This window comes from Psychrobacter sp. 1176_08, assembly GCF_052850615.1.
This window is the reverse complement of the sequence record NZ_VXCU01000013.1, coordinates 1-15,917: the sequence shown is the minus strand read 5'-3', so window position 1 is coordinate 15,917 and position 15,917 is coordinate 1. Positions and strand designations below refer to the sequence as shown.

At 40.1% G+C, this 15,917-nt stretch carries 13 protein-coding genes; 4 read left to right on the top strand and 9 right to left on the bottom strand.

All coding sequences use genetic code 11. The features are described from left to right. Window positions 1–115: 115 nt before the first annotated feature. Window positions 116–526, top strand: a complete 411-nt coding sequence (gene cadR / locus FW759_RS13525; protein ID WP_060492340.1) for a Cd(II)/Pb(II)-responsive transcriptional regulator — start codon at window positions 116–118, stop codon at window positions 524–526. A 146-nt stretch (window positions 527–672) separates the two neighbouring features. Here cadR and FW759_RS13520 read toward each other — a convergent pair whose 3' ends face one another. Further along, window positions 673–1,395, bottom strand: a complete 723-nt coding sequence (locus FW759_RS13520) for a CHAP domain-containing protein (protein WP_443529510.1) — start codon at window positions 1,393–1,395, stop codon at window positions 673–675. A gap of 796 nt (window positions 1,396–2,191) precedes the next feature. Continuing rightward, the gene (locus tag FW759_RS13515; protein WP_057758748.1) at window positions 2,192–2,836 is read right to left on the bottom strand and encodes a DUF411 domain-containing protein; all 645 of its coding nucleotides are present in this window, start codon (window positions 2,834–2,836) and stop codon (window positions 2,192–2,194) included. 239 nt (window positions 2,837–3,075) lie between these two features. On the opposite strand from FW759_RS13515, the gene lnt reads away from it, so the two are divergent. Next, entirely contained in the window at window positions 3,076–4,644 is a 1,569-nt protein-coding gene (lnt, locus tag FW759_RS13510) for an apolipoprotein N-acyltransferase (RefSeq protein ID WP_057758793.1), read from the top strand. 165 nt (window positions 4,645–4,809) lie between these two features. On the opposite strand, the gene FW759_RS13505 is transcribed toward lnt, so the two are convergent. From FW759_RS13505 to FW759_RS13485, 5 genes are all read right to left on the bottom strand, one after another. Further along, the gene (locus tag FW759_RS13505) at window positions 4,810–5,757 is read right to left on the bottom strand and encodes a cation diffusion facilitator family transporter (protein ID WP_082624560.1); all 948 of its coding nucleotides are present in this window, start codon (window positions 5,755–5,757) and stop codon (window positions 4,810–4,812) included. Between the two features lie 1,470 nt (window positions 5,758–7,227). Further along, on the bottom strand, window positions 7,228–8,238 hold the full coding sequence (locus tag FW759_RS13500; RefSeq protein ID WP_446443243.1) for a DNA-binding protein: 1,011 nt from the start codon (window positions 8,236–8,238) through the stop codon (window positions 7,228–7,230). A 281-nt stretch (window positions 8,239–8,519) separates the two neighbouring features. Further along, window positions 8,520–9,758 carry a replication initiation protein gene (locus FW759_RS13495; RefSeq protein WP_201569637.1) on the bottom strand — a complete coding sequence of 413 codons (1,239 nt, stop codon included), beginning with the start codon at window positions 9,756–9,758 and terminating at the stop codon, window positions 8,520–8,522. 393 nt (window positions 9,759–10,151) lie between these two features. Next, window positions 10,152–10,316, bottom strand: a complete 165-nt coding sequence (locus FW759_RS13490; protein ID WP_201569635.1) for a hypothetical protein — start codon at window positions 10,314–10,316, stop codon at window positions 10,152–10,154. Window positions 10,317–10,520: 204 nt separating this feature from the next. After that, window positions 10,521–10,862 (bottom strand): hypothetical protein, encoded by a 342-nt coding sequence (locus FW759_RS13485; RefSeq protein WP_201569633.1) that lies wholly within the window; start codon window positions 10,860–10,862, stop codon window positions 10,521–10,523. 261 nt (window positions 10,863–11,123) lie between these two features. On the opposite strand from FW759_RS13485, the gene FW759_RS13480 reads away from it, so the two are divergent. Both FW759_RS13480 and FW759_RS13475 read left to right on the top strand, forming a co-directional pair. Beyond that, the gene (locus FW759_RS13480) at window positions 11,124–13,760 is read left to right on the top strand and encodes a MobA/MobL family protein (RefSeq protein WP_446443242.1); all 2,637 of its coding nucleotides are present in this window, start codon (window positions 11,124–11,126) and stop codon (window positions 13,758–13,760) included. 30 nt (window positions 13,761–13,790) lie between these two features. Further along, on the top strand, window positions 13,791–14,747 hold the full coding sequence (locus tag FW759_RS13475; RefSeq protein WP_201569629.1) for a hypothetical protein: 957 nt from the start codon (window positions 13,791–13,793) through the stop codon (window positions 14,745–14,747). Between the two features lie 187 nt (window positions 14,748–14,934). Here the strand turns inward: FW759_RS13475 and FW759_RS13470 are convergent, their stop codons facing one another. Then, window positions 14,935–15,210: a hypothetical protein gene (locus tag FW759_RS13470; RefSeq protein WP_057758781.1), complete on the bottom strand. Its 276-nt coding sequence runs from the start codon at window positions 15,208–15,210 to the stop codon at window positions 14,935–14,937. A 155-nt stretch (window positions 15,211–15,365) separates the two neighbouring features. Then, entirely contained in the window at window positions 15,366–15,590 is a 225-nt protein-coding gene (locus tag FW759_RS13465; RefSeq protein ID WP_057758779.1) for a helix-turn-helix domain-containing protein, read from the bottom strand. Window positions 15,591–15,917 lie beyond the last annotated feature (327 nt).

The following is a 15,917-nucleotide window of genomic DNA, read 5'->3' as shown; positions in this document are numbered from 1 at the left end:
TATGAACCCTCTAGTGGCTTTAGAGTCAAGGTTATTCATCTACAGTTTCGTAATTTTAATTTCTCTAGCGCCAGTCTTTACAGCCACTTTAATCATTTAAATCATAGAGGTTGTTATGACAATCAAAATTGGTGAGCTCGCTAAACGCACAGGTGCCACAGTGGAAACCATTCGCTATTACGAAAAGGAGCACTTATTACCTGAGCCTTCTCGCAGCGCAGGGAATTATCGTTTATATAATGAAGAGCACATTGAACGTCTACAATTTATCCTACACTGCCGTACGCTTGACATGGCTTTAGACGAAGTAAGAATCTTACTTGAATACTGGGAGGAACCTGATAAAGACTGTGGTGATGTGAACTCATTACTAGATAAGCAAATTTATGCTGTAGAAATACGAATGGAAGAATTGATGCACTTAAAGCAGCACTTGACTGTTTTGCGTCAGAAATGTGCAAGTAGTGCACCAGCAGTATCATGTGGCATCTTAAACGCGCTGGTCGATAATTCCTGTCATGAGTAATGATATCAGTAGTGTTCATTTCTAACTGATCAAATCATGAAAGGTTAAATACACCCTGATGTTAAGCACAAAAAACCCAGCAATGATATTAAGATCACTACTGGGTTGGATGAAATAATAACTATGTTGTGCTGACTTATCAGGTCTTATTTATCATTCATAGCAAGGTAGATATTTCGGTCTGATGCGGATGCGTCATCCACGTATTTTGAATCGCGCCATGTCGTATAAGCATAGACACCACTGTATGGACTAATACTGTTCTGACGGAAATCAGAAATCCAGTCTTTACCATCAAAGATTTGAATATGGCCATGTGGACGCTTTGATGAGCGATCATAGACAATAACATCACCTACTTGGGTTGGCATATCATTGCTGATTTTGCTGAAACCTGCTTTATCAAGCGTGCCACGAGTGGCGTACTGATAGGCTGAAGGATTTGGAGTGAACTCATAACCTGCTGATTGTAGTGCTTTACGTACGTAACGGGCACAGTATCCAGAGCTACCAGATAGAGCCACTCGTGAAGCACGAGCAGCAGCGATAGCGGGGGCTGAATTGCTATCAGGAACTGTATTGACTTGCTGCTGTTGTTTTTCAGCGTATAAGCGGCTGTTCAGCGATGAAAGCTGATTCTCTTTTTGCTTAGCCTGCGCACTTAGGTTGCTAATAGCTTGACTAATTTCATCATTATTAGAAACATAAGCACCACTTTTGGTGCTATAGATGTTTTTTGATGAACCGTAGTTTGATGCCACAGAAGTATTGGTGATGGTATTATTTGTTTGAGAGATTGTGATAGCAGCACCACTCGTTTGTGCTATGCCCATACCCAGTACTGACAAAATCAATAAAGCCTGTTTCATAAATCTAATACCTACGGTTAATTCAAAATCGTCTGTTATCAACAACAGCGCAGTCAATTAAATCTCAACAACTCAAGTATATATACGTCATAGTGACTGATACTTCTGCTGCATATTATTCATATAAAAAATGATTATTGGCGATCACAGCTCATTGAAGTCTTACGAAGCTGTTACAAATCAAGCTGCTGACCAAAACACAAAGCCGACTTTAGCATAGGCTGTTTAGCCTGTCATCACCCTTAAAAACCCCAAAAATACTTTTTTGATGTCGAAAAAATTGCTAATATCCCACATTTTACAATGTAAGTTTGTGTAACATGTACAGAATATAGCTGACTAGATTGACCACAATTTCTACTGTTTTATAAGCAAAAAAACGTCTGAGGGTTAAATCTAAATTATAGATTTAACCCTCAGACGTTTTTTTATTGGATGAAGTAATTACCCTATATAGGGTCTAACTAATTATTAAGATAATATAATAATTTATAATATTAATATAGATGCTAATTCCCTACTGGCTTATGTAATATTACGTAATTGTTTCGATACATCCTGTATATTCTTGTATTAACCCTTAGTTATTTATCTATTTTAAGGGTTAATAACCGATAAATCCGCTTACATTGTCATCAAAAGTTACAAATTCAAAGTTATTTTTAATTTTAAAGTCGCAATAGCTAATGAATTCTTTGATGAAGAATCACTTTATAAGCAATAGAACAGTCTTATACCTACCTCATTTACTTTTAACGCTAACACTATAATCAAAGTATTCTTAACTGCTAACACACTATAATTGCTGCTCTACCGATTCAATATCAGCATAAACTTGGGTCGTCCCGTCTTTATTGAGCTGCATAACCTGATAGGGCATGAATTTATTTTGATACTCCATACCTGGGCTACCAACAGGCATGCCAGGTACGGCAAGACCCATAGCTTGTACTGGCGGATTTTCTAAAAACTGCGCCATATATTTAGCGGGTACATGACCTTCAAAGACGTAACCATCAGTAGTGACTACAGTATGGCAAGAACGCATTTCATTTGGAACGCTGTAGCGCTCTTTAAATACGGCTAAGTCCGCAACATCTTGCGCGGTTGCACTTAGACCATTATCTTCTGCATGACTTATCCATTCTTTACAGCAGCCGCAATTGGCATCTTTATAGACAGTGGCTGAGACGTTTTTTAGTAGGTCTGGTTTATTTACTGATGTCATCATAGAAGTATTTATAACGTTTGGTTCAGCTGTCTTCGGAACAGTCACTACATCTTCAGTTGATGCCGATGTTGTGCTTGCATCAGATACGCCACTACTCGGTTGGCTACAAGCAAATAGTGATGAGGCGGCAAGTAATACTAACGTACTACGCAACCCCTTAGACAGATAACGATTGAATATAAGACTGGATTTTATTTTTAAGGGGGTCATAGTGCTCTCTCATGTACTGTAGATATTGTGAGCTATAGAAGGTCAAGTAACACTTCATATCGTTTGGTAATGTAGCATAATAACCCATCAAACGGAGTACGTAAATTTATCCATTGAGCAGTGCGGACTGGTATCATAAGCAGTTTTCATTTTGAAATGCTGCCTGTAGTATTAACAGGTCTATCCGAGTTTTGGATTTTGACTAAAAATTCAAAACTCATAATTTTGGATAATTTGCGATGCGCCTGTCTACTATTAATCTACAAAAGCGTTTGAGTACTCACTCAAATCAATTACCGCTATGGTTTACGCTAGTAGCAGCATGGCTTGCAGGGGCTATTTTTTTATTTGCGCTAGCGCCTCATGGGTTCTGGCCGCTAGCAATAGTGTCACCAGCGATTTTATATGCGCTGTTGGTACCAAATATGAGTGGTCGTCGCGCTTTTATTATCGGTGAAGCTTACGGTATGGGGCTATGGTGCGTCGGCGGCTTTTGGCTCTATACTGCCATCCATGATTATAGCGATACTCCAACGTGGCTCGCATTGATTATGATTGGATTGATGGGTCTCGGTATGGGACTGTTTCATGGATTTTTAGCACTAGTCTTTAACCGTATGGTAGGCAAACAACCCTTTTCATTTGCTGCTCTTTGGGTGCTACAAGAATGGTTAAAAACTTGGTTATTCACAGGCTTTCCGTGGCTGTTTGTTGGTTATGCATTTACTGAAGAGTATTGGTTATCGTCCTTAGCACCCGTTGCTGGTGTTTTTGCCGTCTCTTTTGTTGCCATACTATTGGCTGCAAGTTTAGTAGAGCTACTGCTTCGGCGCAGTAGTTATGCCGTCGTTTCTGTACTGTTATTAGCCATTAGCACATCATTATGGCTGGTCAATCCGCAATGGACAAAACCTAAGGGCACACCTGATCTGTCAGTGTCATTGATTCAAGGTAATATTTCACAAGATATAAAGTGGCTGACGCAATATCAATTAGAAACGCTAAAGATTTATGCGAAGTTAACACGCACTGAGTGGGGACGTGATGTGGTGGTGTGGCCTGAATCATCTATTCCGATGTTTCAGGATGAGGCTGCGGGCTTTATTAGTGAAATGATAGAAATGGCCAATGCGACCAATACGACATGGATAACTGGTATCCCTTATAAGGATAAAGCGGCATTCAATGCCAGTACGGATAAGTATCCCCCATTTTACAATAGCGTGATTGCTCGAGGTGTAGAAGCGGAAGGCCTATACAAGAAGCAGCGTCTAGTGCCTTTTGGAGAGTATATTCCATTTGAAGGCGTGCTCGATATTTTCCCAAGTTTGGCCGGTAGTCAGGATATTAAGAGCTATAGTCGTGGTAGTGATCAGCAGTCACCGCTAAAGGTGCGTGGACACAATATAGGGACGGCTATCTGTTATGAGGTAGCTTATCCAGATACCACGCGTAAAAATGCCATCGATACTGACTTTTTGTTGACCGTCTCTAACGATGCTTGGTTTGGCACTTCAGCAGGACCATTGCAACATTTGCAAATGGTACAAATGCGCGCGCTTGAGAACGGGCGCTGGTTTATTCGAGCGACCAATACTGGTGTTACCGCTATTATCAACCATAAAGGTCGTATTGTAAAACGCGCACCGCAGTTTGAGCGTACTGTACTACGTGGTGAGATACAGGCACGGGTTGGTAACACGCCCTTTATGCTTATGGGAAATTACCCTATCTTGATAATAATAACCCTGTTATTACTACTAAGCTATTTTGGCAAAGGTCTAACCACACTTAGAAGACGAGGGTAATAGTAAACTTAATCATAATAATTTAATCAGTGTAAGTTTTTTATTTTTTCTAGGTAACATCCTAACGCACGTAAATATAAAAGTTTTAAACTATTGATCACATAAGAATTGATTGAAAAAATTATGTCGACATAAGGCACGCGCCTCATACTTAAAAAAAGATAGCTATATACGGTCTATCATCTTTTTGTTGATACTTTCATTTAATGCACGCGATTTTTGATTGTCATCTGCCTTAGTACCAAATTCAATAGTTGCATGTTGTATATTCTGATGCGCCAAATCTTCCTTGATGTTTTCTTTCATAGTAATAGTCTCTTTAAACGTTATGTCGGTCTTCGGTACAATATGAACTGTAAGAGCATTCTCAGTGGTACTCAAAGCCCAGATATGTAAATGATGAAAGTTTTGAATAAAATTATAGCTCTCTAAGATAGCAGTGATTTTACTGAGATCAACATTTTGAGGTACTCCGTCGATAGCAAGCTTGATACTCTCTTTTAGTAGACCCCAAGTCGATAACAGTATAACGACTGAAATAATCAAGCTAACTAGAGGATCAACGATATTCCAACTTGTATAGTAAATAATAATGCCCGAGATAACGACACCTACAGAGACCAATGCATCTACCATTAGATGCAAGAAAGCACCTTTGACATTAATATCGTCTTTTTGACCTTTGTAGAATGCAAAAGCAGAAACAGTATTTATAAATACGCCTATTAGAGCTGTAATAATAATAACTTTTCCTGCAACTTCCGGTATGGTATCAAATCGACCCAAGGCCTCATACGCAATACCTATAACTATTGTAACTAACAATATGGCGTTAATAAGAGACGCCATTATAGAAGCTTTTTTGTAGCCATAGGTATAAAGCGTAGTAGATGCTTTCTGTGCTAATTTCATTCCAATTAACGAGATTATTAAACTGGCAACATCACTTAAGTTGTGGCTAGCGTCTGCGATTAAAGCTAATGAATTAGTTGAGTAGCCCACTATAAACTCGATGAGCGTAAATGCAGAATTTAGACCAATCCCAATATAAAAAGCTTTATTCATATCTTTAGGGTTTGGAGCTTGATGACTGTGGTTATCTGAATTACTCATAATTTACCCTTGTTTAGGTTGCTGCATTTTATTAAAGGTAGAAAATAAGTTTATTGCATATTTTCTATATTGCACAGTCAATATTGCTCTAATACCGTAGACACACTTATTTTTATCAATAAACTGAACCACAACTTGATTGTGTGTCCTATCTCTCCTTGGGCGAAAAAAGCGGATTTTACTGTAATCTAACTGGCTTACGTAAGCTTCTTGTTCTCATGTTCAAGCTCTTTAGTATGTGTAGCTTAGTCTTGAATGTTGGTTAGTATAGTTTCATTAGTGCGCTTTTTATGACATGACCACATAAAGGTGTAATCGTTTAATGCTTCAATCAGCATGCGAACGGCGCGTTCTTTAATCTCAGGAGTGTAAGTTTGTCTTTTAATTATCGTATTCTCTCAGAAAGATGATTTACCGCTTCTTAACAGCGCGTGTAAAACCTTGCATCTGACGACTAAGGCGGTCTTAATAGTAAACTACCTCAGTATTGTCAGAAACTTAACGTCTTGTGAGAATGTACTAAGTACTAATTGCTAACTTCAAAATAATTGAAATGCTTACGCTAAATGACGACAAAAAAAGCCTAAGCAATTTAACGAAGAATCAGATATTAAAAACCTAATCTGTATGACAAACAAAAAAATGCCTCTGGGAGTTGACTCCCAGAGGCATTTAGTTTTAAATGTAGATAACGGTTACAGTGTGCGTCAACACCCTGTAACGAACAAATAAGCACACAGACTGCGTTATTTGAACAGCATTAAATGCCCGTTTAGGGTCATTTTATCCAAAATCTGCTCTCATATCAACTCTATTTGCTATACATTTTAAAAACTGCTTGTTCGCTCGTTACATTTTCGTGCTGCTCTCTCTGTACCCGTTACCCGTCAAATGGGTGGCAGGCCTCGGTGACGACTGCGTTTGACATAAGGGTGAGCTCCCTACAGGGGTGACTAGACAAAGGATCAGAGCAACGCAATGAGTGGTTACTTGTGCATATCGTAGCGGTACATTGGGCGAACGCCCTTGCTAGCGTATGACAGTACAGTAGCGGTTATGAGCGTGTCTAGGCGGTGCTATCAGCCGTAATCATAACAGCCGTAGCTTGATACAGTGATACGGTCTTGATGACGCGATGGGCGATGAAGTCGGCATGACTAATCACATCAAATTCAAGGGATGCACTAAAGTGTTTGTGAGCATTATTATTATACTCATAATTGCTTTAGGGTGAGTGTTCCTTGAAATCTGCTCAAGGCTCCAAAATCAGCATAATTTTCACTTAGGCTAATTTAAGTAGTATATAGCCCACTAGGCTATATACTATAAGAATCTAGAGAAAAATTTAGAATATTTATTATACAACCATCATTTATTCAGTGAGTCGACATTGTCATGGTTGATTCATAAGCTTAGTGTGAATAGAACGGGATTGACTTAGTTATTGTTAATAGGCCTCTATTACTAAGTTTAACTGATACTTTTAGTGTTAATTGTCTCTCGCATCTTTTCAATCTCTGCAGTCAATGAGCTACTCTTTTCCTGTTCTGATTGATAGTTAACTGAAAGCTCATCATACCGCTCACTCAATGCAGTGTACTCTGTACTAAGCAAAGTTCTCTCATGATTTAACGTGTCGTGTTGCTTAATCAGTAGCTGATGATCTGCTTCAATCTTAGCTTGCTTTTGAGTCAGCCGCTCATTGATCCCTGATAACTTATTACGTTCAGCGGTTATCGCTTTTAATTCTCCTTTTACCTCTGCTGTAAGGTTCATTATTTGGTTGTGCTCAGTAGTCACTGTTTTTAGCTCAACCTTGACTGCTTCAAGCTCTGTCTTCACACGTGTGATCTCTGCTTTATCGCTATTAGCAGTGGCTTCAAGCGTGGCCACCTTCGATATGTTGGCACTCAGCTCTTTTGACTGTTGATCAAAGCTGCTACGCAGGTCAGCAAGTTGAGCCTGAGCTGCAGCTGTTTTAGCTCGTTCAAGCTCCAGCTGGTGCTGAGTATCACTGAGTGTTTGCGTCAGCATATCCCGTTCAGCAGTCACTTGAGCCGCGGTGATAGCCGTTGCCTCTGCAGTTACTGTGACCTCATCGAGCTGTTCTAACAAATCAGTCTGCTCACTCTCTAGTGTCTTAACCGCGTCTTGAGCCTCGTCTGTCTCAGCTTGCAACTTGGTTTTAATATTCTCTAGAGCCTCCCGTTCTCTAACCAGACGATCATTGGCAATATCAATGGCCGTTTGCCACATATCCGCGCCAAGCGTTTGTAAACGTTCAGCAATGCCACTTGGTAGCTCAACCTGTCTTAGCTGCTCTTCTTGTTGGTTATCCTGACGCCAAGACTTCATGGCTTCACTGATGGTCGTAAATGATCCACCACCCAGCGCCTTACGCACTTCTGCTAAAGTAGGTTTGATATCTTGTTCGTGCAGTTGATCAGCGGTAGCATGAATTTGCTGTGTAGTAATGGCCACAATTATTGTCCTTAATTTTGTATGAGTAAATATGTAGCGTTTGTATTATGTTGTATATAGTATAATACAATATACAACATAATACAATATAAGATATAAAAAAACCTCAAGCAATCTTGAGGTCATAATCGTTAGATTATGGCTAACAATCAATTAAGTACTCCTCTAGCGCATTATTATCATTTATTAATGATTAGCGCTGGTTTTTTTAGAGAATCATAGTGTCTTAATACTGCCAAGGCTAGCACCTAACCACCCAGCAATAGGATGTTTTTGTCAGTCTACGTATATTCTAAATAATCACGAATAGGACATTTATTGAAAACTGAAGAATCCGTCTTTAGTCTTTTGACCATCTCAATTGCCCACTCTGCCTCATTTTGGCCTGCTAGACTGGTGGAGCTGACCAGATGGTTATAATTGGCTATAAATTCTTTATTCAGAACAATGCGCTTTAATTGTGCGTCGCTTAGACCTTTAATTGAAAAAGGATTCAGATCACTCTTCAATGCTTTTGACTGCTTAGCCTCTACCTTGGCTTGACTGCTATCTTCAAAACTAAACACAATCTCACTCACCACCCGCCCTTTTTTCTTTTGAGCGTAGGTTATACGGTAAGGCGTGTGCGTATGAATATCACTGATAGCTTTATCTAATACATAACGTTTGAAATCAATATTCCTACCATAGCTATCAACGCAATTAAATTTTTCACGTAAATAGTCAACGGTATACGCCTTTTCTTTGTATTTTTGGAACATACAACTGGCAATCAGCTCAAATAAAATCATGCCATAACTACCAAGATTAATAATCCAATGTCGCTCCCATTTGGTAAATGGATTTTCACGATCGAATACTGATAGCATCTCAATCACTGTATCGGCCAGTATAATTTCTAACTGTCCCTCGTTTTCCTTATATTCGCACTGAACAAGCCAAGACACTCCAGTTCTATGCGTCCGTTCATTATTCTTAAAGTTCCAAAAAAAGAATGCTTTGTGCAGCATGCTATTAGCAACTTCTGCCAAGGTACGGTAAATACTTTTTTTGCCTAAATTATATTCACGGGCAAACTCTAGCGCATTAACCACAAACATTCGTTTTCTGGCATCAGGGTCTTTTTCTACATGCTTACGTACTAAGGGCGATAAAAACATAATCAGACGCCGCTCATTCAAGTCCAAATCTGAAATGGCATTTAATAAACGGTTTTGCATCACCAGCCATTTGTCACTGTAAATTGGTTTGGGCTTACTCTCAACTTGACTGACATTCTGTAATGGTTTGATTTCTTTAACGTCTGAGGTAATCAAATCAAAATTAAAATCAAATTTTGATTCTATGACAGGTTCAATAATAAGGATAGTGGCATCATTATCACCCACTGTCCTTCTTACATGAGCGGTAAGTTCATCGCGCTCTTGTTCGCTTAAATTTTTATCTACTTTGACCGTATAAGACTCGCCTATAAACTCTCGTAGGTTATTTTGGAACTGTGCCATCTCATTTTTATTCATATCGTAATATTTCGCTAGATTAATGCTTATGGTAAATAATAAACAATATTAGTGGAATTTACAAATTTACTTTCCACTAATACCGCTTAAACTTCCACCTTCAACCGCTTAAACTTCCACCTTCAACCGCTTAAACTTCCACCTTTAACCGCCTAAACTTCCACTATATAAAAATATTTTTCCGCTGTAGACCAAGTGAAGTAAGTGTCTGCGCCGATTTTCACCTTCAGGACAAAAGCTTTTAAAAATTATTAAAAAATAAGAAATATATTTTTGTTTTAAGTAATAGGAAAATAGGCAAAAAAACCGACGAATTTGAAATAATAATATGAGCTACCAACTGCTTTTAAAATTATTTAGTAGCTCAACCAGCTGTTGTCCGCTTACTTGATATTAATCCTCACTTTCATAGTCCGAATCAAGAGTCGACCTCTGGAAATCTTCAAAAGCACGATCAAAGATCTTTTGAATGTCTGCATCTGTCATTTTGGACAAAGCTGGTTTCATGTTTTCAGTCGCATTTTTTGTAGATAATTTGTCTTCATTTTCAGTAGCCATTATCGATACCTCTGTAAATACATCTCAAATCGTTGCTAGAAAGCCTAAAAAGCACCCTTATACGCATTCTATGCTCTGTTCTATACACTGATAGCTAAATATATTTTAAAGCGCTTAAAACAGCTAAAAATCGCCTTCTAGCATTTTACTAATTAGAAGACGATTCAGTTGTACGGATGAATAGGCTATTGCTAACAGTAACAGTTATTGCGCTGCTGATTTGTCATCAAACAATGAACCGTACTCACTGTCTTGATTGTCTTTATGCGAAGTAAAACTGCTTGATACCATCTTAGCCTCACCTTGCATCTTATGAGCAATTGACTTTAAAAACTCACGGTGCTTTTTCAAACGGACATATTTTTCATTATCGTGTGCGTCTAAAAAAATGGCTTGCAGTTCATGATTGTCATCATCGTCCAATGCGTTGGCCAACCACTCCCCCAATATTTTATGTGCTTCAAGCCTGTCCTGATCAATCTCTTTTTTAAGAGCCTGCAATTGCTTAATCTTATTTGCGAATAAATCATCTGATATTACTGACATTACTTCATCCTTTTTTAGCCAACTATGATAGAGTTGATCCTAGCAGTACATACACAGGTATGCAAGATAGTAAAATACACAAGACCACATCGTTTCGTGGGCGCAGTAGTATTTTAACCCTCTGTTAAGAGCGAACTTAGGAGTTTATGTAAAAAAGGCCCACAAGGGGCGCTATTTTTTTACATAAACTCCGTCGTTCGGCAGGGGGCGAACCCCCTACAACCCCCAAAAAATTATCTCTCAATGTTGGGTTTTTTTGCTATGAATAATAAAGGGTTTCATCTGTCAGTTAGCGCCGTTAGTAAGGCGAGAAATCATAGCGTGGTGGCAAAGTCGGCTTATAATTCTGGCTCAAAACTGGCTGATGAGCAGTCAGGAGTCGTCCACGATTACACCAGTAAAGCTAAAGACAAAATCTTAAATTTAGTGGACAGTGATGGTACTAAATACACGCAAGTTATTGAGAAAAATGTGATGCATACGGCGTTGATAACGCCAACTCTTGCTGGGGATCTAGCAGTGACACGTGAGGGTTTTTGGAATGATATCGAACGCATTGAGACTCGTAAAAACGCTCAATTAGGTACTGAGATTGATGTGATGTTTCCTGATGGGATCACCGCTGATCAGCGTATAGTTTTGGCCGAGCGCTACGCTCAAACCTTATCTGATCGCTATAACGTGCTTGTCGATGTAGCCATTCATCGGCCACACAGTCACGAGAAACATGTGGGGGAGGTTGAAGTGGTTGAGCTGACCAGTCGTAACTTTCATGCCCATATTTTACTCTCAAGCCGTGAGATAGTAGCGGATGTTGAGGGTTATGCTTTATCAGCACGCAAGAATTGGTTGCAGTGGTCAACGGAGGAGCGTTTATCTAAGGGGTTAAACGGGCGCGGCGATGAGCTTAAATATCAACGCACCCTTTGGGCGGATATGGCCAATGAGCTACTGCCTGAGAATAAAACCATTAGTGAGAAATCCTACCGTGAGCTGGGCATCAGTCGTTTACCAAAAATGAAACTGGGTAAGTCACTATATAAGGATATTCTCAAAGGCAATCGTTCAGTGATTCATGAGTACAACGAGACGATTGATGAGATCAATGCTTACATTGAAAAAAATGGTCTGGTAATTGAGTATGACGACAAGGGACGTATTGACCTAGAAAGCAATGAACAAGAGGTTAACGGCGTCACAATACATTATAAAAAGCGTAAACCCTTTGCGCGAATTGAGCTCAGTAATATCCGCTTTGTAGATCCTGCCGCTGAACTTGAACCCGCTATTCCTAAAAATAAGAGTCAGACGCATAGTGATGCGGCCAATGATCACGCACTTGATGAGCTTTTAGCAATCTCAGCCAACTTTGTGAGTCAAAAAAAGATGGTACGCAGCGCCTTATTTTCAACCATTGATGCGCTGCATGAAGAGTTAGCGCACCAGTCTAAACAGATTATTACCATTGATAAAAACATTAAGAGTACCCAGCGGTTCACCGAGGAGGTGGGACAGGATTTTAGCGAGCCCCGCCAAAAAATGATTGAGCTTGCCCAGAAAATACATACGACAGAGCAAAGTGAGGCACTGAAAACGGCTTTAGTGTTGGTTGATCAATTTAGACAAGATGACACCCTACAAACAGGCCGCGCTGTTAGCCGCCTTGAAGAGCAGCTGTCACAGATTGATAAAACGATGCTGAACAATAAAACGGTTTTAAAAGAGCTTATTCCCCTTAACAATCGAGTTATTGATGATCATAAGGCGCTTAAGGCCACCCTAAAACCGTTTGCCGCAACGCTGAATAAGCTGGCTACTGACTTTAAATCGCTTGATGAGATTGATGTTGAAAAAACTGAGCTGCAGCAGCACTGGCGCGAGGCGTTTGAGGATTTGCAGGCGATCGAGGTAACGAGCAACCTTGACACCTATCATAAGTTCGCGGCACTGGCAGATCTTGATGTTGAGCGTTTTAAAGCGCTTGAGCAAGAGCGTGAGGCGCTGCGTGCTCTTAAAGCGGTAGAGATAGATGATACCGCTGAGGCACGTTTGCAGATGCTTGTATCTGATGTAAAGACATTTAAAACCGCCAATAATGAAGACATCAAACAATTAAAGCTGCAAATCAATACCAGTCAAAAAACCTATCAGCGCCTATCGCCGTTTTATGAGCAGCGTATTGCCCTTCTTGATCAAAGTGAAGCGGTGATTGTGCAAGATGATAACTTATACGATGAGATTACCCGTACCAAGACCACTCAATTGAACGCAGATCGGCTTGATGACTGGCGTACTCGTACCATGGCGCTCCAATACCAGCTCAACAAAGCGCGTGAGCAAGCCGAAACTGAGAACAAAGCTAGGCGTGAGCGAGAGGAAGCAGAGAAGCGGCGGCAAGAAAAACAACAAAAAGAGCAAGATGCTACTGCCCTTGCGCGTACCCGACAGGCAGAAGTCAAGGCGTATCAGAGCAGGTTTGATAATATGCTGGTACGGGTTAAAGACCGTATTGATAAGATCGACTTTAAAGCGATTGATACTACTGCCACTGTGATAGAGGCGGCTGAAAAGTTAGCTGCTGAGGCCCTCGTTTTAAAAACGCTTCAGCATACTGATAATGTCACCGCGTTGCAAAAGCGTTTGCGAGACACGGATGCAGAACGGGTGATGATAGACAGAGATACGTCGGTACAGACACTATTACAAGCGCTCGGCACGCTTTCTAGCGACCGTCATAAAATTGATACTATAAACGCGCTTAATGAGCGTTTTGAGCAGATTCCTGACATCCGCGTGGGCACGCAAAATTTAGCGCAAATCTTGGCCGCACAAGTGCTGGATATAGACAAGGCTATTCAAGAAAAAGCGCGCCATTACTCGTCACCACGCCCATTTTAGTTGTGATGATTACAATAATGAGTACTTACTATGAATAAAAATGACCGCACTGAGCAAGACATACACGATCAACTTGTTAACCTAGTGACTTCATTGACTCCGGTCATTGGGGCCTTGCGTGAGCTGATTAAGCGAGCCGATGATGCGGTAGCGAGGCGGCTTGAGCGTTCGCTTAGCGGTATTGATAGCAAGGTGAATGAGGTGTCTTCTGCCATTGAAGAATTAGGTAGTAGCGCAAGCACGACTTCGCAGGCATTGAGTCAGTATCAAGAACTCGTGTTAAAGCAGCTACAAGCGGCAGTGACTGCTTTTACTGACAATGAGATGCCGCGTCGTTATGATGACAAAATAGCAGGCATCATCACCGATATGAAACAGCAGATTGATACGGCTGTAGAGTCGGTCGTTACTGCTAAAAACGACAGCATAGAGGTACAAGTGAGTACCATGCAAGCGGTGGCTGACAAGCTTGGCGCAAGCGCTGACAATCTAGCCCTATTCACCAATCAGTACCAAGCTGGTCATAAGCAGATTATTGAAGATATTGAGACCTTTGAGACCACCACCAAAACGCGGATTGAGCAGGTTGAGGGTAGAGCTAGTAAAGACTTGGACAAAATTCATAAGTCCATTGAGACTATGAGTATTAAAAGGATTGCAGCCGTTGTCGCAGCGGGTACGATGGCTGTGATAATAAGTTTGGTGGCCCTGGTATTTTGGTATGTGCCAAGCTTTGATGAGATTGCAGAGATGAGATACCAGCAAGCAGAGCTACAGCGCGGCATCGATGAGCTTGAAACGGGGTGGAAGCAGGCATTTGATAACGCTCAAAGTCAGCAGATTATTTTGGCTTGTGATGTTAATGAAGCGCAGCCTGATGCAATCAGCTGGTGCGTTAGAGCAGACAGCAAAAGTGTTTTGAGAGATGAGAGAGGCTTTGTTTATTATAAAATAGCTGGGGTGCCGCGTGCAGAGCCGACTGAGTAAAGGCATATGGTAACAGTAAGCCATATTGCCCAAAAGTGCGTCTTCTGAGACATATAAGACTGAAAAAAGCTTGTTTGATTGTCGTTATCTTTGTCTATATCAAGAAGCCAGATAATGACACTTTATCTGGCTTTAAGGATTATTGTTTCTTGTTAAACAAGAAGTCTGTAAATATAAGCTAAAGCCATTACGCTGCTTGGTCAGTGTGAGCTGTGACCAACTCTATAAAAGCAGTTTCAAGGGTGCTTAACGCATGATCGTCAACGATAAGACCGTCATCTAGCTGTCGTTGCACCCAGACATAAACCGCTTCATCATTATAAAGAATGGGGTCAACACCAAGTAGGGTTGCCAGCTGTAAGCCTTGCTGTATTTGTAAGCTTAATAACAGCTGAGAGGCTAACGTTTTAGTCTGTTCACTAAACCATGTGCAGCTATTGAGCCGAGATAGATTGTTATTCATTGGTATTCTCCTATAGACCATTATATGCATATAATAAATAAAATGACTTACTACAGGTCAAATTATACCTATATTTTAATCTATTGCAAGAGAAAATAACCTTCTGTAGGTCTTTTTATTCGTTTAAAGACAATCACAGCTCATGACAACGTTATTTATGCTGGTGACTCACTGCTGTCCTCATTTATGATTTCGTATAAATCACCAACATTGATTCTAAGATAAGTACATAAAGACTCGATGACATCTAGATCAACACGGGTGGCTTCTTCATGATACATGCGAGTAATGGTGCCACGATTGATGCCAGTATCTCTTGAGATATCGGCAATTTTAAGGCGTCTTTCACCCATGATGGTCGATAAGTGACACTTCACCATAGTGGTTCCCTCATTCATATTAGTGGTTTTTGATTGGTGAGCGGATTATAACGAATATGAGCGGCTAAAGTATTGCTTTTAGTAGCTCATATTGATACTTGATAGCTACACTTTATATGTTAGCAGTCAGTTTACTGGGGCATCTCAGTCTTTGATAAATTTATGCATTTTTATGAATATTATTCACATAGAAATTCAGTCGATATCAAAGATATAGTTATTTTTTAAAAATGTTGCTATTCATCTAACTATTGAGTAAAGTCTTAATAATACTCAAATACTCAAATACTCAAATACTCAAATACTCAAATACTCAAATACTCAAAT